Raw genomic sequence first — 23,863 nt, 5'->3', positions numbered from 1 at the left:
AAGGAAGATCGATGGAAAAATATAATAGAGAAGAATTTGAAGAAGTAATCGTCGATATCGGCAGGGTTACTAAGGTTGTTAAAGGTGGTAGAAGATTTAGATTTACTGCTTTAGTTATCGTTGGAAATAGAAAAGGTTTAGTTGGTGTGGGCTATGGAAAAGCTAAAGAAGTTCCAGATGCTATAAGAAAAGCAGTTGATGATGCTTTTAAAAACATTGTTGAAGTTAAAACAAAAGGTTCAACTATCCCTCATGATGTAGAAGTAAAATACAACGCAAGTAGAATTTTACTTAAACCAGCAAGCGAAGGTACAGGGGTTATTGCAGGTGGTTCAACACGTCCTATCGTGGAACTTGCAGGTATTAAAGACATTTTAACTAAGTCTTTAGGTTCAAATAATTCAGCAAATGTTGTGCGTGCTACTATCAAAGCACTTACAATGCTTAAAGGATAATCAATGAATTTAACAAAAGCACCAGGTTCAACACATAAAACCAAAAGAATAGGCCGTGGTCAAGGTAGTGGTATGGGTAAAACTTCTACTAAAGGTGGAAAAGGCCAAACTGCTAGAAAAGGTTATAATGAAAAAAGAGGTTTTGAAGGGGGTCAACAACCACTTCAAAGACGCTTACCAAAAGTAGGCTTTACTTCTAAATTTGAAAAACCTTATGTGATTAATGTTGAAAAAATCACAGCAATCAAAGAGCTTAGTGAAATTACATTTGAAACAATCAATAGCATTCATAAGCTTTCAAAAAATGTAAATAAAGTTAAGCTTATTGGGGCAAGCGCTAAAGATCTTGCTAGTAAAATTAAAGACGAGAAGATTACTTTTAGCGGACAAAAATAATGAATAAAACATTGACAAATAAAATTCTCATAACATTGGCTTTTTTATTCGCTTATAGAATATTAGCTTATGTTCCAGTTCCGGGGGTTAATGTCAGTGTTATCAAGGAATTTTTTGATTCTAATGCATCTAACGCATTAGGCTTGTTTAATATGTTTAGCGGGGGTGCTGCTGAAAGACTTAGCATCATCTCTCTAGGCATTATGCCTTATATTACTGCTTCGATTATTATGGAGCTTTTAGCGGCAACTTTTCCTAACATAGGAAAAATGAAAAAAGAACGTGATGGTATGCAAAAATATATGCAAATTATCCGTTATGCTACTATAGCTATCACTTTGATACAAAGTATAGGCGTTTCTATAGGCTTACAAAGTCTTCATGGAAAAGCAGGTCAGTCAGCTATTATGATTGATATGAATACTTTTATCGCACTTTCTGCTGTTTCTATGCTCGCAGGTACCATGCTTTTGATGTGGATAGGTGAGCAAATCACTCAACGTGGTATAGGAAATGGTATTTCTTTAATCATCTTTGGTGGTATTGTTTCTACAATTCCAGGTGCAATTAGTGGAACAGTAAATTTGGTAAATACAGGTGAGATGAATTTCTTGACTATCATTGCCATTTTAGTTGTAATTTTACTTACTATTTGGGCTATTATAGTAGTAGAACTTGGAGAAAGAAGAATTCCTATTTCTTACTCAAGAAAAGTAATCATGCAAAATCAAAACAAACGCATTATGAATTATATACCTATTAAGATCAACTTAAGCGGGGTAATTCCTCCTATTTTTGCAAGTGCGATTTTGATGTTTCCAAGTACTATTTTGCAAACAAGTACAAATGAATATGTGTTAAAGATTTATGACTTTTTAAATCCAAATGGATTTTTCTTTCATTTTTTAACATTCTTACTTGTTATTTTCTTTGCGTATTTTTATGCATCAATTGTATTTAACGCAAAAGATATAGCCGAAAATCTTAAAAGACAAGGTGGTTTCATACCAGGTATTAGACCAGGCGAAGGAACTGCAAATTATCTTAATGAAGTAGCGTCAAGACTTACCTTGTCAGGTTCTATTTATTTAGGGCTTGTAGCTACATTACCATGGCTTATTGTGAAGTTGTTTGGTGTGCCTTTTTATTTTGGTGGAACTTCTGTTTTGATCGTAGTTCAAGTAGCGCTTGATACGATGAGGAAAATTGAAGCTCAAATTTATATGAATAAATACCAAACTTTAAGTGCAGTAGGCTTATAAGAAAGTAGATTTTCTACTTTCTTCTCTTTTAAGGATTTTGATGAGACTAGGCGTTTTTGATAGTGGTGTAGGTGGGCTTAGTGTTTTAAAATCTTTACTTCAAGCAAAACTTTTTAAAGAATATATTTACTATGGGGATACTGCAAGAGTGCCTTATGGGGTTAAAGATAAAGAAACTATCATTAAATTTTCTCTAGAAGCTTTAGATTTTTTCAAAGAAAAAAAAGTCGATATGCTTATTATTGCGTGTAATACAGTTAGTGCGCATGCTTTAGAAATTCTAAAAGCAAATGCACCATTTCCAGTTCTTGGAGTTATAGAGGCTGGGGTTTTGGCAGTTAAAAACTCTTTAGAAGATAAAAACTCTAATATATTAGTCATTGCAACCCAAGCTACAGTGGATTCTCATGCTTATAAGCAAGCTTTAGTCAAAGAAGGATTTTTAAAAGTAGAAGAAAAAGCAACGGGACTTTTTGTACCTATGGTAGAAGAAGGGATTTTTCAAGGGGATTTTTTAAAAGCTGCTTTTGAGTATTATTTCAATAAGCTCAAATTTCATCCTAATGCTTTAATCTTAGCATGCACGCATTTTCCTTTAATCGCCCATTCTTTAGCAGAATATTTTGGTAAAAATACAAAACTTATCCATTCAGGTGAGGCTATAGCTTTGCAATTGCAGAAAGAATTTAACTTAACATCAATCCAAGAAGAAGTTAATATTGAATTTTATGCTTCAAGTGATGTAGAAAAACTAAAAAAAATTGCAAATTTATGGCTTTAAGTTAATATTATTTACTAAAGTTATTTTTATATTAATAATTTATTTTTATTTAAATATAGTTGCATTATAATTTTTATCATTTCTAATGAAAGGACTAACATGAAAAAAATGTTAATGTGTGCAGCTATGGCACTAAGTTTAGGAGCAGGAATTTTGGAAGCAAAACCAAAAATTGCAATTTTAGCTACAGGTGGAACTATCGCTGGTTCGATTGATAGCTCAGTAGCAACTACAGGTTATACAGCCGGAGTTTTGGGGGTTGATACTTTGATTAAAGCAGTACCTCAAATTCAAGATTTGGCAGTAATTAGTGGGGATCAAATTGCTAATATTGATAGCAAAGATATGACAAATGAAATTTGGCTAAAACTTGCTAAAGAAGTTAATAGGCTTTTAAAATCTGATGTAGATGGAGTTGTAATTACTCATGGTACTGATACCATGGAAGAAACTGCATATTTCCTAAATTTAACCGTAAAAAGTGACAAACCTGTTGTTTTAGTTGGTGCAATGCGCCCATCAACTGCAATTAGTGCAGATGGTCCTAAAAATCTTTACAATGCTGTAGCATTAGCAGCAAACCCTGAGGCAAAAAATAAAGGTGTAATGGTGGCTATGAATGATAGAATTCAAAGTGCTAGAGGCGTTATGAAAACTCATAGTTTAAATGTAAATGCATTTAGCTCACCAGATATGGGCGATATGGGTTACATAGTAGATGGAAAAGCATTTTTCTATAATACTAATACAAAATTACACACCAAAAAATCTCCATTTGATGTTAGCAAGCTAAAAGAATTACCAAAAGTAGATATTCTTTATAGTTATGCAAATGATGGTAGCGGTGTTGCAGCAAAAGCTTTGTTTGAAAATGGAACTAAAGGTATAGTTGTAGCTGGAACAGGTGCTGGTAGCATTCATGATTATCAAAAAGATGTGTTAAAAGAATTGCTTAAAAAAGGTCTTAATGTAGCGGTAAGCTCACGCGTAGTAGCTGGTAGAGTTGCAGTAAGTGATGCTGATGCAAAACTTGGTTTTATTGATACAGGCGATATGAGCCCTCAAAAAGCTAGAGTATTATTAATGCTTGCTCTAACTAAAACAAGTGATCCTAAGAAAATCCAAGAATATTTCTTAAAATACTAAAATCTTTAACACCCAAATGCTACAATAACATTTGGGTGGATTTCTTACAAAATCTACCTATAATTAATCACAAGGATATTAAATGAGACAATATGAAAGCTATAAATGCCAAAAATGTGGCAATGAAGTGGAAGTGCAAAATGTAGGCGGTGGAAAGCTTAGTTGTTGTGGTCAAGAAATGGAGTGTATCACTAAAGATTTAACAGCTATAAATTTAATGAAAGCTTTTGCAGGCGAGTCTATGGCAAGAAACAAATATGATTTATTTGCAGATATTGCTCAAGAAGAAGGTTGGCATGCTATTGCAAAGCATTTTAGAGAAGCTGCAGAAAATGAAAAATGGCACGCAAGAGCTGAGTTTAAAGCTTATCATGAATTAGTAGATGGTAAAGCTTTAGAAGAAACTGCTAAAAATTTAATTTGTGCAGCAGAAGGTGAAAATTATGAGCATACTACTATGTATCCAAATTTTGCAAAAATTGCAGAAGATGAGGGTAAAAGAAATATAGCAAGATTATTTACAGCTATAGGTAAAGTAGAAATTGAACATGAAAGAGAATATTTAGCACTTAAAAAAATGCTCGAAGAAGAAGATTTCTTTAATTCAGAAGTAGAAGAATTATGGGTTTGTGAAGTTTGTGGGCATATACACCGTGGCAAAAAAGCACCAAATGCCTGTCCTTTATGTAAAGCTCCTAAAGAATACTTCAAACGCGAATTTTTAGGATAATTTTAAAAACCTTGATAAAAATGATAAAATATTTTATTTTTTATCAAGGTCTAATATGCAAATTCTAACTCATCCTTTTGAACCTTTTTTTGATGAAAACTCAAAAGTTTTAATACTAGGTTCTTTTCCATCTATTAAATCAAGAGAAGAAAATTTTTATTATCAACATAGCAAAAATCGTTTTTGGCGTATTTTTGAAATATTATTTGAGTGTGAGTTAAAAACAGTACAAGTTCAAAAGTCTTTCTTAAAAGCAAATCATATAGCACTTTGGGATGTTATAGCAAGTTGTAAGATAAAAAATTCAGATGATAAAACTATTTCTTATGCCAAAGCAAATGATATAAATATTATTTTAGATAAGGCAAATATAGAAAAAATTTGTGTTTTAGGTAAAGTTGCAAGTAAATATTTTACTAAATTTTATCCTGATAAAAATTTTTTTGAACTTCCTTCAAGCTCTCCTGCTAATATGAATTATTCTTTGGAAAATTTAGTTGAAAAATACACTATTATAAAGGAAAAATAATGGCTTTAGTTGGAGTAGATGAGGCTGGGCGTGGAGCCTTAGCTGGAGATATGCATATAGGGGCTTGTAAGCTTTTTAAAGAAATTGATGGTTTAGCTGATTCTAAAAAATTAAGTGCAAAAAAAAGAGAAGAGCTATATGAGCAAATTCTTCATCATTCAAATTTTTTAATCCTTGCTTTTTCGCCTTTGCAAATTGATACTTTGGGGCTTAGTCAGTGTTTGCAACTGGCTTTAAAAATTATTAAAAAACATTATAATCAAGATGATATTTTATATGATGGAAATTTAAATTATGGAGTTTTGGGTATTAAAACTATGATTAAAGCTGATATGAAGGTACAAGAGGTTTCAGCAGCTAGCATATTAGCCAAGGTAAGTCGTGATCAAAAAATGTGTTATTTTTCTAAACTATATAATAGTTATGATTTTGATAAACACAAAGGTTATGGTACAAAAGCTCATATAGAAAAGATTAAAACATTTGGTTATTCGCCCTTACACCGCAAAAGCTTTATGTTAAAGTGTTTTGAGAAAAGCTTATTTGATTAAATTGTGTGATTTTTACACTTTTGTATTTTGAAATTTATTTTCTTTTAAAAATAATAGAATGTTTTTATATTTGAAGTATTATTATTAAGATAAAAAAATATAGTCAAAAAATATTTTTTCAATAATTATTTATTAAAAATAATAATATTAGTTAAAATTGCTATATGTTTTAAGAAAAATTAATTTTTTTCTATTATAGTAATATAAAAATATTTCAAGGGGTATTATGTCTTTATTTTTAAGTGAGCTAAAAATTGGAAATTTTTATGTAAAAAATCGCATTGTAATGCCCCCTATGGATATGTATGAAACACAAGTTTTAGATGGCAAGATTAATCAATTTCACCTGATGCATTATGGAGCTAGAGCTTTGGGCGGTGTCGGGCTTATTATAGTTCAAGCTTGTGCGATTAATGAAAATGCAAAAATTGCTGATAATGATATAGGTCTTTGGGGGGATTTTCAAATTCAAGGACATAAAGAGCTTGTTGAGCTTTGTCATCATTTTGGTGCTAAAATCGCCATTCAGTTAAATCACAGTGGCCGTAAAAATTCGTGCAAAGAAGCCATATCAAAAGCTCCAAGCAATATAGCTTTTAGTGAAAAATTTTCCAAACTTCATGTTTTAAGCAAAGATGAAATTTTACAAATTGAGCAAGAATTTATTCAAAGTGCTAAAAGGGCTAAAGAAGCAGGTTATGACGCAGTAGAGCTTCATAGTGCTCATGGGTATTTGCTTAGTTCGTTTTTATCGCCTTTATCAAATCAAAGAGACGATGAATATGGTGGCAGTTTTGAAAATAGAACACGTCTTTTGTGTGATATTATTAAGCGTATAAAAAAAGAAGTTGATATTGCTTTATTTGTAAGAATTTCAGCCACAGAATGGCAAGAGGGTGGTTGGAATTTAGAAGATAGTAAAAAACTTGCCTTGATTTTAGAAAAATTAGGCATTGATATGCTAGATGTTTCAGCGGGAGGAAATATCAATAAACCTTCTTTAGTACCCAACATAGCACCACTTTATCAAGCTCCTTATGCTAAGGCCTTAAAAGAAGTTGTTAAAATTCCTATATCTTGTGTGGGTCTTATAAATAGCGCTAGCGAAGGTGAGGCTTTGCTTTTGGGTGAGGTGTGTGATTTGGTTTGTTATGGTAGAAAATTACTAAGAAATCCAAATTTTGCAAATGAAGCCGCAGTTGCTTTAAATGAAAGAGAAAAAATTATGCCAAATTATGCTAGAGCGTATTTGTAAAATAATACAAAAAGTTTTTTAGGTAAAAGCTTTTTTTATTATTTTTTACAAGGAGAAAATGTGGACAATCTTAAGTGGAATTCTTTTGATACGCGTTGGATGCTTTCTCTTTTTGGGACTGCAGTTGGTGCGGGGATTTTATTTTTACCTATTAAGGCAGGTGTTGGTGGCTTTTGGCCGGTTGTTGTAATGGCTTTGATTATTTTTCCAATGGTATATTTAAGCCATAGAGCTTTAAGTCGTTTTGTGTGCCAAGCAAATGGCAATGATAAAGACATTACTCATGCGGCTGAAGAATATTTTGGTAGAAAAGTAAGTATTTTTATTTCTGTGCTTTATTTCTTTGCAATTTTTCCAATTTGTTTAGCATATTGTGTAGGTATAACTAATACTTTTGAGAGTTTTATTTATAATCAATTCTTGCCACTTTTAGATCCAAATGGTTCTTTTGCAAATGCAATTAGTGCTATGTATCAAACAAGTGTTAATGAGCAAGGAAAAACTATAGCTAATTTGCTTCCTTTTTATAGAGCAGTTTTTGCTTTTGTTTTGGTAAGTATTTTTATGCTTATTATGCTTTTTAGTGAAGAATTAATCACTAAAGTATGTGAATGGCTTGTGTATCCTTTATGTGCTATTTTATTTTTATTTTCTTTATATCTTATCCCACAATGGTCATTTGAAAGTTTTAGTGCTATTCCTGGAACAAAAGAATTTATTACTATAGTATGGCTAACTTTACCAGTTTTAGTGTTTTCTTTTAATCACTCACCAGCAATTTCTACTTTTTCTTTAAGTGTAAAAAGACAATATCCTGAAAATTCAGTACAAAAAGCAAATCAAGTATTGTTTAGAACTTCTGTAATGCTACTTGCCTTTGTTATGTTTTTTGTGGTATCTTGCGTGCTTTCTTTAACTCCTGCAGAACTTGCTGAAGCTAGAGCGCAAAATATACCTGTTCTTTCTTATTTTGCTAACAAACTTGATAATCCATTTATTTCTTATGGTGGTCCATTAATCGCATTTTTAGCAATTTCTAGTTCATTCTTTGGACATTATTTTGGTGCTAGAGAGGGTGCTTATGGTATAGTTAGAAAATGCTGCAAATTAGCAGGCAATGAAAATCCTGATTTGAAAAAAATCGCAGTTTACTCAACTTTAGTAATGTATATTGTTATGCTAATTACTGCTTATGTAAATCCAAGTATTTTAGGCTTTATTGAAAGCTTAGGTGGTCCAATTATTGCTGCGATTTTATTCTTAATGCCTATGATTGCAATTTACACTGTTTCTAAAATGAAGAAATTCCAAAACAAAGCCTTAGATGCGTTTGTGTTTATCACAGGTATTTTGACAATCATCACTGTAATTTATACTTTTTAAGGTGCTAGTGAATGAGTAGTAATTTAAGTATATTTAAAGTTGGTGTTGGTCCTTCTTCTTCTCATACCTTAGGACCAATGTTAGCAGGGAATATGTTTTGTGAAAAAATTAAAGATAAAATCACACAAATTACAAAAATTCAAATCAAACTTTATGGCTCTTTATCGCTTACTGGTAAAGGCCATTTAAGTGATAAGGCTATTATATGGGGCTTGAGTGGCTTAAGGGCAAAAGAACTCAATGCTGCTTTGCAAGATCGCGTTTTTAATAAAATTTTGCAAGATAAAATTTTGGTTTTAAATGCTCAAAAAGAATTAAGTTTTGATTATGATAAAGATTTGATTTTTGAAAAAGATTTTCTACCTTTGCATGAAAATGGGTTAAGAGTAAGCGCTTATGATGAAAACGGAGAAATCATTGCTGAAGAAATTTATTATTCAGTGGGCGGTGGTTTTGTTATGAGTGAAGCTGAGCTTCAAAAACACAAAGATGGAGCTTGTGAGCAAAAACATACTAAATTAGAACTTGATATTAATAATGCAAGCGATGCTTTAAGGATTTGCGAAGAAAAATCATGGGATCTAGCAAAACTTTCTTATGAATATGAGCTTCAATTTCACACCAAAGAAGAAATTAGAGCTTATTGTTTAGAAATTTGGGAAGTAATGCAAGAGGTTTATTATAATGGTATTCATCCAAGTTCAGATTTCCTTCCAGGAAATTTACATTTAAAACGCCGTGCGAAAGGACTAAATGAGCGTTTGGCTATGACAAGTGATCCTTTAGGAATTATTGATTTTATTTCTTTATATGCTATTGCTATTGCAGAAGAGAACGCAAGTGGAGCTAGAGTGGTAACTGCTCCAACTAATGGAGCATGTGCTGTTGTGCCTGCTGTAATGCTCTATCTTAAAAATCACACGGTTGGCTTTAACGATGAAAAAGCTATTAATTTTTTACTTACTGCTATGTTAATAGGCTCTTTTTATAAGAAAAATGCAAGCATAAGCGGTGCTGAAGCTGGCTGTCAAGCTGAAATTGGCAGTGCAAGTTCTATGGCAGCAGGAGCTATGGCTACTGTGATGGGTTTTGATGCAAAGATAGCTTGTAATGCTGCTGAAATTGCAATGGAGCATCATTTGGGGCTAACTTGTGATCCAGTAAGTGGTTTGGTGCAAATTCCTTGTATAGAAAGAAATGCTTTTGGAGCGATTAAAGCTATTTCAGCCGCTAGAATGGCAATGAGTAGAAAATCAACTCCAAAAGTAAGTCTTGATGAGGTTATAAAAACTATGTATGAAACCGGCAAGGATATGAACTCAAAATACAAAGAAACTTCTTTAGGTGGCTTAGCTACCAATCTTACAAGTGTATGCTAAAACCTTAAGTTTTAGAACTTAAGGTTTTTTCCTTAAAGCTTTTAAAAGCGCATAAATGCTAAATTTTTAAAAATTTTAAGGAAAATATAAATGATAGAAATTAAAAAACCAGCAGAAATAGAAAAACTACGCAAAGCAAATGAGCTTGTAGCTAGAACGCTTGATTATCTAGAGGGTATTATAGTTCCAGGTATGAGCTTAAAAGAAATTGATATTAAAGCAGAAGAATTTATACTTGATCATGGTGCAAAACCATCTTTTAAAGGTTTGTATGGTTTTCCAGGTAGTATTTGCATCTCGCTTAATCAAGCTTGCATTCATGGCGTAGGTGATGAGCGTATTTTAAAAGAAGGTGATATTTTAGGGCTTGATGTAGGTACTTGTATAGATGGATATTATGGAGACGCAGCAAGGACTATACCTATAGGTAAAATTTCAGCCACCGATGAAGCGTTAATTGCTTGTGCTAAAGATGCTTTGTATTATGCTATAGATATTATCAAAGAAGGTATGCGTTTTAAAGAGCTTTCATATGAGCTTGGCGAGTTTATCACTAAAAGAGGATTTGTGCCTTTGAAAGGTTATTGTGGTCATGGTATAGGTAAAAAACCTCACGGTGAGCCTGAAATTCCAAATTATTTAGAACCAGGTGCTAGTGCAAAAAGTGGCCCTAAAATAAAAAATGGCATGGTATTTTGCATAGAACCTATGGTATGCCAAAAAGATGGTACACCAATACATTTAAAAGGTAATTGGGAAGCAGGAAGTAAAGATGGTTTAAATGCGGCTCATTATGAGCATTGTGTTGCTATTATAAATGGTAAAGCAGATATTTTATCTAAGTAAGAAAGTTTAATCTTTCTTACTCGAATGTTTTTAATTTTTCTGAAAGTTTAGAAGCATTTTCTAAAACATCTTGTGAAATTTGTGTTAAATCAAGTGAGTAATTTTTAACACAATTTGCAAGTTCAGTTACTTTTTCTATATTTTGTTCTAGTTCATTCATTTTAGCTTTTGATTCATCACTTTTTTCTTCCATGATTTTAGTAGAATGAATACTTGTTTTTAATTTTTCTATAGACGTTCCAACCTCACCTTGTAAGATATTAGCTTTATTAGAAGTATCATTCATGGACTGATGAATCCCATCCATTAAGCTTTTGTTGTCATTGATTTGTTGTACTATAGTTCTTACGGTAGTTTCTATAGCAACTAGGGATTTTGTGGTTTTATCAGCTAGGTTTCTAACTTCATCAGCAACAACAGCAAAGCCACGTCCATGCTCACCCGCACGCGCTGCTTCAATAGCTGCATTTAAAGCTAGTAAGTTGGTTTGATCTGCTATATCTTTTATAGTAGTGGTAACCTCTACTATACTGTCAGCACTTTGCACTAGCATATCCATAGCGCTTAAGACACTTTGTTCTTTTTCGCCACTTAATAATATAAGTTCTACTAATTCTTTAAGAGTGGTCTCAACTTCACCCATAACTTCTTGCATGTCATACATATCTTTTATAGTGTTTTTAGCTAGGTTTTGAGTTAAGTCTATATGGCTTTCTAAAACAGAACTTATTTCATGAACATTAGAAATTTGCTCATGCTGCAAAAGTGAGCTTTGCTGTAAAACTTCAGCATTTTGAGAAAGTTTTTGTGAGCTTTTATGGCTTGAATTTGCAGTCTGTATAGCTTCTAAAACTGAATTTTGTACTATTTGTATAAAAGAGTTTATATAACCAGCACTTGTAGCTAATTCACTTTTTTTATCAATGTCTAATCTTGCACTTAAATTTGCATGCTCACCAGCTAAGTTTGCACTTAGTTTTTCTAGCAAAGATATAGGTATAATTACTTTTTTTAATGTTAGTAATATAAAAAATACCAACACAGTTAAAATAAATAAGAAAATTCCTATAGCGGTGTAAAGATTATATTTGTTGTTAAGATTAATTTCTTGTGCAATTAAATTTTTATGAGCGATGATTTCTTTTTGTAGTTCTTGGTCAAGAAAACTTTGAGAATTATCTTTTAAAACTTTTATTTGATTTAGTATCATTTTACAATGTGTGCTAAAAAGCTCAAATAATTCTTGTGGCAATTGAGAATTTTTTGCATTCAAATTTGTGACAAGATTTTGTAGTCTATTTTGTGATAAAGGCTCTAATATATCCATAGTTCCTATAATACTTAATATATCTCCTGTGTAATCTATTTGTTTAGCTTCTTGAGTATTGAGTGCTATTTGACTTGTTTGCTTGATGATTTCTTGTTGAATTTCATAAAGGTATAGTTTTGAGTTTATAGCAATGGAATTAGCTGATTTGAAATGTTGTAATTGAGTGTTTTTTTTCTCAAAAATTGTTTGTATTTTTTTGATGTCTATTTTATTAGCTTTCAAAATTGCTAAAGTATTTTCAAAATCTTGCACTAAAGCAACACTAGTATCATAGTTTTGCAAGTTGAGTTTATTTTTAAAAATCTCATCTATTTTGGTATCTAGAATTTCTAATTTTTGAAATGAACCCATGATGAGTGAATTTCTTTTTGTAGTATTGTAAGTATTAAAAATAAATAGTGTTAGAGTTAAAAGCAATACCAAAACCACTATTGATAATGCAATAAACTGTTTTAAAAAAGAAAAAGATTTTTTATTTGAGTGGGTCATGGTATTCTCCTGTTAAAGAATTTAAAAACGCAACTATATCATCAACCACATCTTGCTCTAAAAATTTACCAAGTTGATAATACGCCATAAATTGCACACAAGCATCAAGTGTTGGCATGGAGCCATCGTGAAAATAAGGAGCAGTTTTAGCTATATTTCTAAGGCTTGGGACTTTTACTACAAATTGATCATGAGGATCTTGAGTGATTTCGTAGCGCCCTTTCCAGTTTGTTCCATTATCATAAGGCACAAATACTCCCATTTTTTGATACATATTACCACCTACATTCTGTCCTTGATGGCAAGCTATACAACCATTTGATAAAAAGGCATTATAACCTCTTTTTGCTTGCTCACTTATAGCGTTTTTATCACCCTTTAAATAGCGATCAAAAGGTGAATTTGGAGTAAGTAAGGTTTTTTGAAATTCAGCTAAAGCATGTGTTATATTATCAAAGGTTATTTCTCCGTAAAGTCTTTTAAATTCTTTTTCATAAATTGGGTTAGCTTTTACTATTTGCACCACTTCATCTGCATCTTTTAAACCCATTTCTTTAGGATTTAGTAAAGGATGTTTAGCTTGATCTTGCAAATCTTTTGCATTACCTCTCCAAAATTGCGCTAGATTAAAAACAGCATTGAAATTTGTAGGGGTATGGAATGGTTCATCTACTATACCATTAGTACCTGTTGAAAAAGTTTTATTATCTACTCCAAAATTCGCAATATCATGACAGCTATTGCAAGATACTTTTTTATCTTTTGATAAACTTGTATCCATATAAAGTTTTTTCCCTAAGATAGCTTTTTCTTTATCATAAGGTATGCTTTCTGGTATAGGTGTGATCATTTCAAGTGCTAAAAGCGGTAGTAAAGAAAATATTAAAATAATAAAAATTTTCATAATCATTTTCCTTTATTTTTATAAATTTTTAATTAATAATTTTTCTTAATTATAACATTAAAATCTTAATCTCTTATAAGTAAGCACAGTGGCTAGCAACGCTATTAGTGAAAGAAATAAAATATAAATAAAAATTCCATATATAAAAGGATTTTCAGGTTTTATAGCTAAAGAGTGTAATGCAAATACAAGTTGAGGTGTAAAGCCACCTGCTATGGCATAAGCTATATTATAAGAAAAAGAAATTCCACTAAAACGAATACTTGGTTTAAAAATTTTACACATTAAAATAGGTGCTAAAGCATTAATACCACCAAAAAAACATGCTATAAAATAAAAATATATACTCAAATGTAAAATTTGTGCATAGAAAAAATAAAAATAAAAAAAGCAAGAAAGACTAAAACCTATTGTAAAAATCAAACTAGTGGTTAAAAAACCAAATTTATCTACCCAAATTCCAGCAAGCAAGGTTCCGCAAGATAAAATTACTATTGCAATCATTTGTATTAAAATAGCATCTGTTTTATCAAGAACTAAAACTTCAGGTATAAAATTTGGCATAAGTAAAATAAGTATGATCACACAAGCTGTAAGCATCCATGTCAAAAGCATAGAGGCGATGATATCTAAAAAAATATTTTTCTCTTTAAAAAATGTTTTTAAAGGAAATTTTTCTAAGCTATTTTCTTGGTACATTTTTTGAAAAACAGGTGTTTCTTCTAGAAATTTTCTTAGATATATTGAAATAATGCCAAAAATACCACCTATAGCAAATGGAATACGCCAAGCATAATCATAAATTGATTCTTGATCAAAGCAATGGTTAATTACTAGCGCAACAAAACATCCTAAAAGGATACCAAAAGCCATGGAGGCATTAATAGCGCTAATATAAAAACTATCTTTACCATCAGGTGCGTGCTCTTTCACAAATACCCAAGCACCAGGCAATTCCCCTCCTATAGCTATACCTTGAGCTATTCTAACAAGTAGTAAAAAAATAGGAGCCAAATAACCTATGTTTTCAAAAGTAGGTATAAAAGCTAAAGAAAAAGTTGGAAGCACCATGAGCAATATACTTAGCATAAACATTTTCTTACGACCAAATTTATCGCCAAAACGAGCCATAACTATACCACCAAGTGGTCTAGCTAAATATCCTGCTGCAAAAGCTCCATAAGTATTTAAAAGTTTCCAAAAATCACTCATATCACTTGGAAAAAAATTTCTTGAAATATAATTAGCAAAAAAGACAAAAATCACAAAGTCATAAAATTCTAAAGCTCCACCTAAAGAAGATAAGGAAAGAGTTTTATAATCACTTCTTTTTAAACTTTTTGGCATTTAAATACTCTCTTTTTTTGTAGTAATTTTATAATTATAGTAAAAAAATATCATAGTTTGTCAAAAAATATTAAAAATTTAAAAAGAAAAATTGTGTTAAAATAATAGTTTTGTATTTTAATAGAAAGGAGAATGCATTGGCAAAAGATGATATTATCGAAATTGATGGTAATGTAATTGAAGCTTTACCTAATGCAACTTTTAAAGTTGAATTAGATAATAAACATGTGATACTTTGTCATATTGCAGGTAAGATGCGTATGCATTATATTAGGATTATGCCTGGCGATAGAGTTAAAGTAGAGCTAACGCCTTATAGTCTAGATAAGGGTCGTATTACATTTAGATACAAATAAGTCTAAGTTGTTTAAAAGCAAAAGTAAAGTATAATTAGCACTTTTGCAGAAATTGCAATAAAACTGTATGAAGAAGTATTTTCAAAATCACCACTTATTTTGAAAATAGTTGGTTGCTCTAAAAACCTGGTGCAGTTGTAAAAAAGTGGAATTTACAATAACAGGAGTAAAGCATGAAAGTTAGACCATCTGTTAAAAAGATGTGTGACAAATGCAAAGTAGTTCGTCGTAAAGGCGTAGTTCGCATTATTTGCGAAAATCCAAAACACAAACAAAGACAAGGATAATTTATGGCTCGTATTGCAGGTGTGGATTTACCAAAGAAAAAAAGAATTGAATATGGCTTGACTTATATTTATGGTATAGGTTTACATACTTCAAGAAAAATCTTAGATAAAACAGGAATTTCTTATGATAAAAGAGTTCATGAGCTAAGTGAAGATGAAGCAGCAGCTATCCGTAAAGAAATTCAAGAAAATTATATGGTTGAGGGTGATCTTAGAAAACAAGTTGCTATGGATATCAAAGCATTGATGGATCTAGGAAGCTTTAGAGGCTTAAGACATAGAAAAGGCTTACCAGTTCGTGGTCAAAAAACTAAAACAAATGCCAGAACTAGAAAAGGTAAGAGAAAAACCGTTGGTGCAAAATCATAAGGATAGAAAATGGCAAAAAGAAAAGTAGTTAAGAAAAAAGTAGTTAAAAAAAATATAGCTAAAGGTATAGTTTATATCAGTGCAACATTTAATAATACTATGGTTACTGTAACTGATGAAATGGGAAATGCTATTGCTTGGAGTAGTGCAGGTGGTTTAGGATTTAAAGGTTCTAAAAAATCAACTCCTTATGCAGCACAACAAGCAGTAGAGGATGCTTTAAATAAAGCAAAAGAACATGGTATTAAAGAAGTAGGTATTAAAGTACAAGGACCAGGAAGTGGTCGTGAGACAGCGGTTAAGAGTGTAGGTGCTATGGAAGGTATTAAAGTAACTTTCTTAAAAGATATTACCCCATTAGCTCATAATGGTTGTAGACCACCAAAACGTCGTCGTGTCTAAGAATAAGATATAAGATTTAGGAGAATTATAATGGCAAGATATAGAGGACCAGTAGAGAAATTAGAAAGACGACTTGGCGTAAGCTTGGCAATGAAAGGCGAAAGAAGATTAGCAGGTAAAAGTGCTTTAGATAAACGCCCTTACGCACCAGGTCAGCATGGACAAAGAAAAGCTAAAATTAGCGAATACGGACTTCAATTAAGAGAAAAGCAAAAAGCTAAATTTATGTACGGGGTTAGCGAAAAACAATTTAGAAGATTATTTAGTGAAGCTGCTAGAAAAGATGGCAACACCGGTGCACTTTTAATTCAGCTTTTAGAACAAAGACTAGATAATGTTGTTTATAGAATGGGTTTTGCTACAACACGTCGTTTTGCTAGACAACTTGTAACTCATGGACATATTTTAGTAAATGGTAAAAGAGTGGATATTCCTAGTTATAGAGTAGAAGCAGGTCAAAAAATTGAAGTGATTGAAAAAAGCAAAAACAATCCTCAAATTTCAAGAGCGATCGAGCTTACTGCTCAAACTGGTATAGTTGCTTGGGTTGATGTAGAAAAAGATAAAAGATTTGGAATTTTTACAAGAAAACCTGAAAGAGAAGAAGTTATCATTCCAGTTGAGGAAAGATATATCGTTGAGTTGTACTCTAAATAATAAAGGTTTTTGATATGAGACATATTACAACTTCTGCTTATACACCAACAGAGTTTAGTATTGAAAATATCAGTGATACAGTAGCAAAAGTAAGTGCATGGCCTTTTGAAATCGGCTATGCTATTACTTTGGCGCATCCTTTGCGTCGTTTGCTTTATTCAAGCACAGTAGGTTTTGCTCCAACAGGAGTTAAAATCAAAGGCGTAGCACATGAATTTGATAGTATGCGTGGTATGCTTGAAGATGTAGCATTGTTTATTATCAATCTAAAAAAATTAAGATTTAAACTAAAAACAGATTCTGAAAAAGAAATCGTAACTTTTAGTTTTAAAGGACCAAAAGAAATTTGCGGAAAAGACTTAGACAATGAAGTTGTTGAAGTTGTGAATGCAGATAGCTATCTTGCAACGATTAATGAAGATGCAGATTTAGAATTTACTTTAATTGTTGAAAAAGGTATAGGTTATGTGCCTTCTGAAGAAATTCAAAATTTCTTAGATCCTGAATTTATAGCACTTGATGCATTCTTTACTCCGGTAAAACATGCGGTTTATGATATAGAAAAAGTGCTTTTTGAAGATAATCCAGATTATGAAAAAGTTGTTTTTACAATCACAACCGATGGTCAAATTTCACCAAGTGATGCTTTTAAAAATGCTTTAGAAGCAATGTATAAACAATTATCAGTGTTTGATAAAATCACTAATGCACAAAGCGTTGTAAGAAGTCAAACACCAAATAATGAAGTAGAACATGTAAAATTACTTCAAAATATAACTGAGTTAAATTTAAGTGCAAGAAGTTTTAACTGCTTAGAAAAAGCAAATGTGGTTTATATCGGCGAGCTTGCTTTAATGAGTGTTAGTGAACTTGCAGATTTAAAAAATCTTGGTAAAAAATCTTTAGATGAGATTAAAAGCGTAATGGAATCTATAGGTTTCCCTATAGGAAATTCAAAACTCAGTGATAGTGCAAAAGAAACGCTAAAGAAAAAAATTACAGAATTAAAAGCACAAAATGAAGGATAATCAATGAGACATAGACATGGATATAGAAAGTTAGGTCGCACTTCTACTCACCGTGCAGCCTTATTAAAAAACCTTACCATTGCTATTATTAAAGCAGGTAAAATAGAAACAACATTACCTAAAGCAAAAGAATTAAGAGGTTATGTTGAAAGATTGATCACTCGTGCAAGAAAAGGTGATTTCAATGCTCACAGAGCAGTTTTTGCTAGCTTACAAGATAAGGAAGCTACAAATAAACTTGTAACAGAAATCGCACCTAAATTTGCAGATAGAAACGGTGGTTATACAAGAATTATTAAAACAAGAATTCGCCGTGGCGATGCTGCAGAAATGGCTTTCATCGAATTCGTAGCTTAATTTTTAGCCTTTTTAAAGGCTAAAAACTTCTTATTTTTATTTATTTACTTACTATTTTTTGTATTTTTATCCATTTTTTGCTACTATTAATCTTTTAACTACAAAAAAGGAAAAAAATGCAAGAAAATTCAAGATTACGCATAGCTATACAAAAATCAGGTCGTTTAAGTAAAGATTCTATCGCCTTGCTTGAGTCTATAGGTGTAAAACTTCGCATACACGATCAAAGCTTGATTGCTTTTTCTACAAATCTACCTATTGATTTACTTAGAGTAAGAGATGATGATATACCAGGATTAATTTTTGATGGGGTAGTAGATCTTGGCATAGTTGGGGAAAATGTTTTAGAAGAAAATGAGTTAGAAAGAAAATCAAAAAACGAAAATGCAGATTTTATAATGCTTAAAAAGCTTGATTTTGGTGGGTGTCGTTTGTCTTTAGCATTGCCAGAAACTAGTGAGTATAAAGGTATAGAAAGTTTTAAAAATTTACGCATAGCAACTTCTTATCCACAGCTTTTAAAGCGTTTTATGGAAGAAAATAACATTCCTTATAAAACTTGTATGTTAACAGGCTCAGTTGAAGTAGCACCAAGTGCAAATTTAGCCGATGGAATTTGTGATTTGGTTTCAAGTGGAGCTACTTTAAAAGCAAATGGACTTAAAGAAGTTATGGTAATTTATAAGTCAAAAGCTTGTATTATCCAAAGAAAAGAAAGTTTAGCTTCACACAAACAAGAATTAATCGATAAATTACTCATTAGAATTCATGGAGTTATGCAAGCAAGAGAGTCAAAATACATCATGTTGCATGCTCCTATTGAAAAGCTAGAAAAAATTACAGCCTTGTTACCAGGTGTTGAAAAACCTACGATTTTACCTTTAGAAAATGATAAAGCTAGAGTGGCGCTACATATGGTAAGTCAAGAAAATTTATTTTGGGAAACTATGGAAGCTTTAAAAAAAGAAGGTGCAAGCGCGATTTTAGTTTTACCTATTGAAAAAATGCTCTCTTAAAGGATAAACATGCAAATACTGGATTTTGAAAAATTAAACCAAAGCGAACAAGAATTAGCACTCAAGCGTCCTGCTATGAGTGCTAATGTACAGGTTAAAACCATAGTAGAACAAATCATTGAAGACGTCAAAATAAATGGCGATACAGCTTTAAAACAAATGGCCATAAAATTTGATAAAGTAGAGTTAAATTCTATAAAACTAAGCGATGAAGAGCTTAGCAGTTTAGCAGAGCAAATTGATGATGAGTTAAAACAAGCTATTAAAATAGCTTATGAAAATATCTATAAATTCCACAAAGCTCAAGAAAGTAAAACCATAGAAGTTCAAACCTTTGAAGGGGTAACTTGCAAGGTGCTAACAAGAGCCATTGAAAAAGTAGGGCTTTATATACCAGGAGGCTTAGCGCCACTTTTTTCAACCGCACTCATGCTAGCTATCCCAGCTAAAATTGCAAAATGTAAATTCATAGCCTTAGCTTCCCCAGCGCCACTGCACCCTGCTATTGCTTTTGTAGCAAAACTTTGTGAAGTTGATGCAGTGTATCAAATAGGTGGAGCAGGAGCCATAGCAGCACTTGCTTATGGAACGCAAAGTGTGCAAAAAGTAGATAAAATTTTTGGTCCAGGAAATGCCTTTGTAACTGAAGCCAAAAAGCAAGTTAATAATCATGGAGTAGCTATTGATATGCAAGCAGGGCCTTCTGAAGTGTTAGTTTTAGCAGATGAGTTTGCTAATGCTAAATTTATAGCTTCAGATTTACTCTCACAAGCTGAGCATGGAGCAGATTCTCAAGCGATTTTAGTTTGTACAAGTGAAAAATTAGCCAAAGAAGTAGATAATGAAGTTGCTTTACAGCTTGAAAAACTCTCGCGTAAAGAAATTGCTTCAAAATCTTTAGCACACTCTAAAATCATTCTTGCAAAAGATATAAAACATGCCATAAGTATTTCAAATGACTATGCACCCGAGCATTTGATCATTCATACACAAAATCCATCTAGCTTACTTGATGATATTATGCATGCAGGTTCGGTATTTTTAGGTGAGTATTCTCCAGAATCCATGGGAGATTATGCAAGTGGGACAAATCATGTATTGCCAACTTATGGTTTTACTAAGTCTTATTCTTCATTAGGGCTTGCTGATTTTATGAAAAGAATGACCGTGCAAGAACTTAGTAAAGAAGGCTTTAAAAAACTTGGGCCTGTGGTGGAAGTTTTAGCAGCAGCTGAAGGGCTTGATGGGCATAAAAACGCCGTGAGTTTAAGATTAGAAAGTCTAAAATGAGTGCAAAAATTTTATTTATCGATAGAGATGGCACGCTCATTGATGAGCCAAAAGATGATTTTCAAATCGATTCTTTAGAAAAGCTTGAGTTTGAAAAAGGTGCCATCAATGCACTTTTAAAGTTAAAAAATTTTGGTTTTAAATTTGTTATGGTGAGTAATCAAGACGGCCTAGGCACAAATTCTTTTCCTAAGGAAAATTTTGACAAGGCTCATGAAAAAATGCTAAGTGTTTTTCAAAGTTGTGGTATAGAATTTGAAGATATCTTTATATGCCCGCATTTTGAGCATGAAAATTGCGCCTGCAGGAAGCCAAAAACTGCCATGCTTGAAAACTATATCAAAAATAAACTTTATGATAAAAACAAAAGTTTTGTCATAGGCGATAGAGACAGCGATATGCTTTTAGCGCAAAATCTTGAAATTCAAGGTTTAAAATATGACAAAAACGATTTTAACTGGGAGCAAATCGCTGATTTTATCTTGCAAAATTACCGCAGTGCTTGTATAGAGCGTAATACCAAAGAAACCCAAATTCAAGTTAAAATAGCTTTTAATGAAAAAACAAAAGCTAATATAAAAACAAATATCGCATTTTTTGATCATATGTTAGAGCAAATTGCTACGCATGCGAATATATCTTTAGAGATAAAATGCAAAGGGGATTTAGAAGTTGATGAACACCATAGCGTAGAAGATGTCGCACTTGCTTTGGGCGAGGCTATTAAAAATGCACTAGATCAAAAAATAGGCATTACAAGATATGGCTTTGTTTTACCTATGGATGAGTGCTTGGCAAGTTGTGCGATTGACTTTTGCAATAGACCGCATTTAGTTTATAAGGCTAAATTTAAAAAAGAAAAACTTGGAGAATTAAGCACAGAAATGATAGAGCATTTTTTCTACTCACTAAGCTATGCTATGGGTGCGAGTTTGCATTTAAAAGTTAAAGGCAAAAACGATCATCACAAAGCCGAAGGACTTTTTAAAGCTTTTGCAAGAGCTTTAAAAATGGCTATAAAAATAGAAAATGAAAACCTAGCAAGCTCAAAAGGAGTGATATGAAAAACGAACTTAGTTTTGAAAAATTTATAAATAGTTTGCAAGCCACAAATAGACATTTAGATTTTTATGTAGATTGGGAAAAATGCTTAAGAAATAAAAATAAAATTAGCATCTATCTTAATCATTTAAATTTTCTACTAGGAAAAAGCGAAAATGAATTAAGGCAATCTATAGAAGAACTTTTTGAAGAATATCCAAAAGCTTTTAATGTTTTAAATGTATTAATTGCGGTTAGAGATAAAGATAAAAAAGACATTGTTATAAATCAATTTTCAAATTTTGTATCTTTGGAAGGGTATTTTAAAAATTCAGATAGTGTTTATAATTTTATTTGCGAAACAGGCTTGTTAGAAATTTTTTCTACTCATGAGATTAAAAATTTAAATGATTATGTATTCGGAATAGAAGTGGGGCTTGATACTAATGCGAGAAAAAATCGTAGTGGTAAAATAATGGAAATGCAATTAAAAGAAATTTTTACTCCACATTGTTTAAAATTTGAAGAGCAGGTAAATATTAAAAAATTTCCTGAACTTCATAAAGCTTTTGGTGAAGATATAAAAAAATTTGATTTTGTAATTTTTGCTTCTAAAAAAACTTATTTTATAGAATGTAATTTTTATGCAGGTGCGGGAAGTAAATTAAATGAAGTTGCCAGAGCTTATCAAGAACTAGCTCCTAAATTTGATCGGTTTTCTCAATATGAATTTATATGGATAACAGATGGTCAAGGTTGGTTAAAAGCTAAAAATAAACTTGAAGAAGCTTATAAAAAAGTAGAAATTTATAATCTTTCTAATATTAATAATTTTATCTTAAAGGTAAAAAATGTCTAAGTCTATTTTTACAAGTAAAGATAAACTTTTTCAGCTTTATCAAAATGATTGTAATAAATTATTACCTCAATTTGAAAATCAAATTGATCTAATTTTTGCAGATCCCCCTTATTTTTTATCTAATGATGGTTTGAGTATCCAAAGTGGTAAAATAGTAAGTGTAAATAAGGGGCAATGGGATAAAGGTGATGATATTGAAAAAATAGATGAGTTTAACTTAAAATGGATCTCAAACGCAAAAATAGCACTTAAAGATACTGGAAGTATTTTAATAAGCGGAACTTATCATAATATTTTCTCTCTTGGCAGAATTTTACAAAAACTTGATTTTAAAATTTTAAATATTATTACTTGGCAAAAAACTAATCCACCACCTAATTTTTCTTGTAGATATTTAACTCATTCTACAGAACAGATTATATGGGCTAGAAAAAGTCCTAAACATAAACATATATTTAATTATGAGTTGATGAAAAAATTAAATGAAAATAAGCAAATGCGAGATGTGTGGCAATTTAGCGCTATAGCTCCGTGGGAAAAAAATAATGGCAAACACCCCACCCAAAAGCCACTACCTTTACTTGTTAGATTAATTTTAATGGCAAGTAATGAAAATTCGTTAATTTGCGATCCATTTAGTGGAAGTTCGACTACAGGGATTGCAGCTAATTTATTAAATAGAAAATTTATAGGTTTTGAAAAAGAAGATGAATTTATTAAAATTTCTGTAAATCGTAAAATAGAGTTAGAGAAAAATTTTCAAATGATTAAAAATAAGATTAACGATTTGAAAGTTTTAACAAAAGCAAATTTATTTCAAGAGAGAATGATATGAAACTAGCTATTATAGATACAGGTTGTGCGAATTTAGCTTCTCTTGCTTTTGCACTCGAGCGTTTAGGGCAAAAAGGTATTATCACGCATGATTTAAAAGAACTCTCACAAGCAGATAAGCTTTTGCTTCCTGGAGTTGGCACAGCAGCTAAAGCAATGGCTAATCTAAAAGCACTTAATTTAGAAAATTTTATCCAAACTACCACAAAACCACTTTTAGGTATTTGTCTTGGTATGCAAATTTTGGGTAAATTTTCAGAAGAATTACACCAAAAAACACTTGGTATTATGCCTTTTGAGACACAAAAATTCCAAGAAAAAGCAAATTTTACTTTCCCACATATGGGATGGAATCAAGTCTTTAGCTCTCATGAGCTTTTTAAAGGCTTAGATGGAGCTTATTTTTATTTTGTGCATAGTTATTGTGTGAGTTTAAATGAATACACCATTGCAGAGTGTGAGTATTCTACTAAATTTAGTGCAAGTTTAAACAAAGACAATTTTTATGGCGTGCAGTTTCACCCTGAAAGAAGTGGCGAAGCAGGTGAAGTATTATTAAAAAATTTCATAAATATGTAGGTAAA

28 protein-coding genes and 1 pseudogene are annotated in these 23,863 nt (G+C 31.5%); 25 read left to right on the top strand and 4 right to left on the bottom strand.

Annotated features, from left to right (window positions below; translation table 11 throughout):
• Positions 1–11: 11 nt before the first annotated feature.
• From rpsE to map, 12 genes are all read left to right on the top strand, one after another.
• On the top strand, positions 12–455 hold the full coding sequence (gene rpsE, locus CAMP5053_RS01525) for a 30S ribosomal protein S5 (RefSeq protein WP_039617161.1): 444 nt from the start codon (positions 12–14) through the stop codon (positions 453–455).
• Between the two features lie 3 nt (positions 456–458).
• On the top strand, positions 459–851 hold the full coding sequence (gene rplO / locus CAMP5053_RS01520) for a 50S ribosomal protein L15 (protein WP_039617163.1): 393 nt from the start codon (positions 459–461) through the stop codon (positions 849–851).
• On the top strand, positions 851–2,113 hold the full coding sequence (gene secY, locus CAMP5053_RS01515; RefSeq protein ID WP_047207857.1) for a preprotein translocase subunit SecY: 1,263 nt from the start codon (positions 851–853) through the stop codon (positions 2,111–2,113). The genes rplO and secY overlap by 1 nt, the downstream gene beginning before the upstream one ends.
• 40 nt (positions 2,114–2,153) lie before the next feature.
• Positions 2,154–2,894, top strand: a complete 741-nt coding sequence (gene murI / locus CAMP5053_RS01510; RefSeq protein ID WP_214135746.1) for a glutamate racemase — start codon at positions 2,154–2,156, stop codon at positions 2,892–2,894.
• A 114-nt stretch (positions 2,895–3,008) separates the two neighbouring features.
• Entirely contained in the window at positions 3,009–4,040 is a 1,032-nt protein-coding gene (locus CAMP5053_RS01505; RefSeq protein ID WP_261529926.1) for a type II asparaginase, read from the top strand.
• An 82-nt stretch (positions 4,041–4,122) separates the two neighbouring features.
• Positions 4,123–4,770, top strand: a complete 648-nt coding sequence (locus tag CAMP5053_RS01500; RefSeq protein ID WP_087700790.1) for a ferritin family protein — start codon at positions 4,123–4,125, stop codon at positions 4,768–4,770.
• Positions 4,771–4,825: 55 nt separating this feature from the next.
• Complete coding sequence (locus tag CAMP5053_RS01495) at positions 4,826–5,299, top strand: DNA-deoxyinosine glycosylase (protein ID WP_263667434.1); 474 nt, start codon at positions 4,826–4,828, stop codon at positions 5,297–5,299.
• Entirely contained in the window at positions 5,299–5,850 is a 552-nt protein-coding gene (locus tag CAMP5053_RS01490) for a ribonuclease HII (protein WP_087700788.1), read from the top strand. The genes CAMP5053_RS01495 and CAMP5053_RS01490 overlap by 1 nt, the downstream gene beginning before the upstream one ends.
• A gap of 226 nt (positions 5,851–6,076) precedes the next feature.
• Positions 6,077–7,105 carry an oxidoreductase gene (locus CAMP5053_RS01485; RefSeq protein ID WP_337217147.1) on the top strand — a complete coding sequence of 343 codons (1,029 nt, stop codon included), beginning with the start codon at positions 6,077–6,079 and terminating at the stop codon, positions 7,103–7,105.
• Positions 7,106–7,204: 99 nt separating this feature from the next.
• Complete coding sequence (locus CAMP5053_RS01480; protein ID WP_442863251.1) at positions 7,205–8,488, top strand: aromatic amino acid transport family protein; 1,284 nt, start codon at positions 7,205–7,207, stop codon at positions 8,486–8,488.
• A gap of 11 nt (positions 8,489–8,499) precedes the next feature.
• Positions 8,500–9,867 carry an L-serine ammonia-lyase gene (locus CAMP5053_RS01475; protein WP_087700806.1) on the top strand — a complete coding sequence of 456 codons (1,368 nt, stop codon included), beginning with the start codon at positions 8,500–8,502 and terminating at the stop codon, positions 9,865–9,867.
• A gap of 90 nt (positions 9,868–9,957) precedes the next feature.
• Positions 9,958–10,713, top strand: coding sequence for a type I methionyl aminopeptidase (gene map / locus CAMP5053_RS01470; RefSeq protein ID WP_214100129.1), 756 nt, complete (start codon positions 9,958–9,960; stop codon positions 10,711–10,713).
• Positions 10,714–10,729: 16 nt separating this feature from the next.
• Here map and CAMP5053_RS08600 read toward each other — a convergent pair whose 3' ends face one another.
• The 4 genes and pseudogenes from CAMP5053_RS08600 to CAMP5053_RS01455 all read right to left on the bottom strand — a co-directional run bounded on the left by CAMP5053_RS08600 (position 10,730) and on the right by CAMP5053_RS01455 (position 14,783).
• Positions 10,730–11,356: a methyl-accepting chemotaxis protein gene (locus tag CAMP5053_RS08600; protein ID WP_373416655.1), complete on the bottom strand. Its 627-nt coding sequence runs from the start codon at positions 11,354–11,356 to the stop codon at positions 10,730–10,732.
• 498 nt (positions 11,357–11,854) lie between these two features.
• Positions 11,855–12,532: pseudogene (locus tag CAMP5053_RS08595) on the bottom strand (DAHL domain-containing protein); the annotation flags it as partial.
• Entirely contained in the window at positions 12,516–13,439 is a 924-nt protein-coding gene (locus tag CAMP5053_RS01460) for a cytochrome-c peroxidase (protein WP_315967634.1), read from the bottom strand. The gene CAMP5053_RS01460 and the pseudogene CAMP5053_RS08595, both read right to left, overlap by 17 nt.
• A gap of 54 nt (positions 13,440–13,493) precedes the next feature.
• Positions 13,494–14,783 (bottom strand): MFS transporter, encoded by a 1,290-nt coding sequence (locus tag CAMP5053_RS01455; protein WP_337217145.1) that lies wholly within the window; start codon positions 14,781–14,783, stop codon positions 13,494–13,496.
• A gap of 137 nt (positions 14,784–14,920) precedes the next feature.
• Between CAMP5053_RS01455 and infA the strand changes: the two genes are divergently transcribed.
• The 13 genes from infA (at position 14,921) to hisH (ending at position 23,858) form a co-directional block, all read left to right on the top strand.
• Entirely contained in the window at positions 14,921–15,139 is a 219-nt protein-coding gene (gene infA, locus CAMP5053_RS01450) for a translation initiation factor IF-1 (RefSeq protein WP_012660842.1), read from the top strand.
• Between the two features lie 173 nt (positions 15,140–15,312).
• Positions 15,313–15,426: a 50S ribosomal protein L36 gene (rpmJ, locus tag CAMP5053_RS01445; protein ID WP_002781429.1), complete on the top strand. Its 114-nt coding sequence runs from the start codon at positions 15,313–15,315 to the stop codon at positions 15,424–15,426.
• A 3-nt stretch (positions 15,427–15,429) separates the two neighbouring features.
• Complete coding sequence (rpsM, locus tag CAMP5053_RS01440; protein ID WP_012660843.1) at positions 15,430–15,795, top strand: 30S ribosomal protein S13; 366 nt, start codon at positions 15,430–15,432, stop codon at positions 15,793–15,795.
• A gap of 9 nt (positions 15,796–15,804) precedes the next feature.
• Positions 15,805–16,197: a 30S ribosomal protein S11 gene (gene rpsK, locus CAMP5053_RS01435; protein ID WP_012660844.1), complete on the top strand. Its 393-nt coding sequence runs from the start codon at positions 15,805–15,807 to the stop codon at positions 16,195–16,197.
• A gap of 30 nt (positions 16,198–16,227) precedes the next feature.
• Positions 16,228–16,854, top strand: coding sequence for a 30S ribosomal protein S4 (rpsD, locus tag CAMP5053_RS01430; protein WP_039617184.1), 627 nt, complete (start codon positions 16,228–16,230; stop codon positions 16,852–16,854).
• Between the two features lie 14 nt (positions 16,855–16,868).
• Positions 16,869–17,882 (top strand): DNA-directed RNA polymerase subunit alpha, encoded by a 1,014-nt coding sequence (locus CAMP5053_RS01425; protein WP_337217144.1) that lies wholly within the window; start codon positions 16,869–16,871, stop codon positions 17,880–17,882.
• Between the two features lie 3 nt (positions 17,883–17,885).
• Positions 17,886–18,239, top strand: coding sequence for a 50S ribosomal protein L17 (rplQ, locus tag CAMP5053_RS01420; RefSeq protein WP_012660847.1), 354 nt, complete (start codon positions 17,886–17,888; stop codon positions 18,237–18,239).
• A 116-nt stretch (positions 18,240–18,355) separates the two neighbouring features.
• A complete protein-coding gene (gene hisG / locus CAMP5053_RS01415) occupies positions 18,356–19,255 on the top strand; it encodes an ATP phosphoribosyltransferase (protein WP_214100125.1) in 900 nt (299 codons plus the stop codon).
• Between the two features lie 9 nt (positions 19,256–19,264).
• A complete protein-coding gene (gene hisD / locus CAMP5053_RS01410) occupies positions 19,265–20,545 on the top strand; it encodes a histidinol dehydrogenase (RefSeq protein WP_337217143.1) in 1,281 nt (426 codons plus the stop codon).
• Positions 20,542–21,609, top strand: coding sequence for a bifunctional histidinol-phosphatase/imidazoleglycerol-phosphate dehydratase HisB (hisB, locus tag CAMP5053_RS01405; protein WP_337217142.1), 1,068 nt, complete (start codon positions 20,542–20,544; stop codon positions 21,607–21,609). The genes hisD and hisB overlap by 4 nt, the downstream gene beginning before the upstream one ends.
• Positions 21,606–22,445, top strand: coding sequence for a type II restriction endonuclease (locus CAMP5053_RS01400; protein WP_337217141.1), 840 nt, complete (start codon positions 21,606–21,608; stop codon positions 22,443–22,445). The genes hisB and CAMP5053_RS01400 overlap by 4 nt, the downstream gene beginning before the upstream one ends.
• A complete protein-coding gene (locus CAMP5053_RS01395; RefSeq protein ID WP_214125580.1) occupies positions 22,438–23,280 on the top strand; it encodes a DNA-methyltransferase in 843 nt (280 codons plus the stop codon). The genes CAMP5053_RS01400 and CAMP5053_RS01395 overlap by 8 nt, the downstream gene beginning before the upstream one ends.
• Positions 23,277–23,858: an imidazole glycerol phosphate synthase subunit HisH gene (gene hisH / locus CAMP5053_RS01390; RefSeq protein WP_337217140.1), complete on the top strand. Its 582-nt coding sequence runs from the start codon at positions 23,277–23,279 to the stop codon at positions 23,856–23,858. The genes CAMP5053_RS01395 and hisH overlap by 4 nt, the downstream gene beginning before the upstream one ends.
• Positions 23,859–23,863 lie beyond the last annotated feature (5 nt).

Source organism: Campylobacter sp. S4:11 (genome assembly GCF_024723695.1).
Lineage (GTDB): Bacteria > Campylobacterota > Campylobacteria > Campylobacterales > Campylobacteraceae > Campylobacter_D > Campylobacter_D jejuni_C.
This window is presented reverse-complemented; position numbering and strand designations above follow the sequence as displayed.

Coding starts and splice junctions, on each gene's coding strand:
- CAMP5053_RS01395 (WP_214125580.1), top strand. CDS start 22,438: ATGTCTAAGTCTATTTTTACAAGTAAAGATAAACTTTTTCAGCTTTAT.
- rpmJ (WP_002781429.1), top strand. CDS start 15,313: ATGAAAGTTAGACCATCTGTTAAAAAGATGTGTGACAAATGCAAAGTA.
- secY (WP_047207857.1), top strand. CDS start 851: ATGAATAAAACATTGACAAATAAAATTCTCATAACATTGGCTTTTTTA.
- CAMP5053_RS01425 (WP_337217144.1), top strand. CDS start 16,869: ATGAGACATATTACAACTTCTGCTTATACACCAACAGAGTTTAGTATT.
- CAMP5053_RS01505 (WP_261529926.1), top strand. CDS start 3,009: ATGTGTGCAGCTATGGCACTAAGTTTAGGAGCAGGAATTTTGGAAGCA.
- murI (WP_214135746.1), top strand. CDS start 2,154: ATGAGACTAGGCGTTTTTGATAGTGGTGTAGGTGGGCTTAGTGTTTTA.
- hisD (WP_337217143.1), top strand. CDS start 19,265: ATGCAAATACTGGATTTTGAAAAATTAAACCAAAGCGAACAAGAATTA.
- CAMP5053_RS01490 (WP_087700788.1), top strand. CDS start 5,299: ATGGCTTTAGTTGGAGTAGATGAGGCTGGGCGTGGAGCCTTAGCTGGA.
- map (WP_214100129.1), top strand. CDS start 9,958: ATGATAGAAATTAAAAAACCAGCAGAAATAGAAAAACTACGCAAAGCA.
- rpsD (WP_039617184.1), top strand. CDS start 16,228: ATGGCAAGATATAGAGGACCAGTAGAGAAATTAGAAAGACGACTTGGC.
- CAMP5053_RS01485 (WP_337217147.1), top strand. CDS start 6,077: ATGTCTTTATTTTTAAGTGAGCTAAAAATTGGAAATTTTTATGTAAAA.
- hisG (WP_214100125.1), top strand. CDS start 18,356: ATGCAAGAAAATTCAAGATTACGCATAGCTATACAAAAATCAGGTCGT.
- CAMP5053_RS01400 (WP_337217141.1), top strand. CDS start 21,606: ATGAAAAACGAACTTAGTTTTGAAAAATTTATAAATAGTTTGCAAGCC.
- hisH (WP_337217140.1), top strand. CDS start 23,277: ATGAAACTAGCTATTATAGATACAGGTTGTGCGAATTTAGCTTCTCTT.
- CAMP5053_RS08600 (WP_373416655.1), bottom strand. CDS start 11,356: ATGGGTGAAGTTGAGACCACTCTTAAAGAATTAGTAGAACTTATATTA.
- rpsK (WP_012660844.1), top strand. CDS start 15,805: ATGGCAAAAAGAAAAGTAGTTAAGAAAAAAGTAGTTAAAAAAAATATA.
- CAMP5053_RS01480 (WP_442863251.1), top strand. CDS start 7,205: ATGCTTTCTCTTTTTGGGACTGCAGTTGGTGCGGGGATTTTATTTTTA.
- CAMP5053_RS01475 (WP_087700806.1), top strand. CDS start 8,500: ATGAGTAGTAATTTAAGTATATTTAAAGTTGGTGTTGGTCCTTCTTCT.
- CAMP5053_RS01500 (WP_087700790.1), top strand. CDS start 4,123: ATGAGACAATATGAAAGCTATAAATGCCAAAAATGTGGCAATGAAGTG.
- CAMP5053_RS01455 (WP_337217145.1), bottom strand. CDS start 14,783: ATGCCAAAAAGTTTAAAAAGAAGTGATTATAAAACTCTTTCCTTATCT.
- rplO (WP_039617163.1), top strand. CDS start 459: ATGAATTTAACAAAAGCACCAGGTTCAACACATAAAACCAAAAGAATA.
- rplQ (WP_012660847.1), top strand. CDS start 17,886: ATGAGACATAGACATGGATATAGAAAGTTAGGTCGCACTTCTACTCAC.
- CAMP5053_RS01495 (WP_263667434.1), top strand. CDS start 4,826: ATGCAAATTCTAACTCATCCTTTTGAACCTTTTTTTGATGAAAACTCA.
- rpsE (WP_039617161.1), top strand. CDS start 12: ATGGAAAAATATAATAGAGAAGAATTTGAAGAAGTAATCGTCGATATC.
- rpsM (WP_012660843.1), top strand. CDS start 15,430: ATGGCTCGTATTGCAGGTGTGGATTTACCAAAGAAAAAAAGAATTGAA.
- hisB (WP_337217142.1), top strand. CDS start 20,542: ATGAGTGCAAAAATTTTATTTATCGATAGAGATGGCACGCTCATTGAT.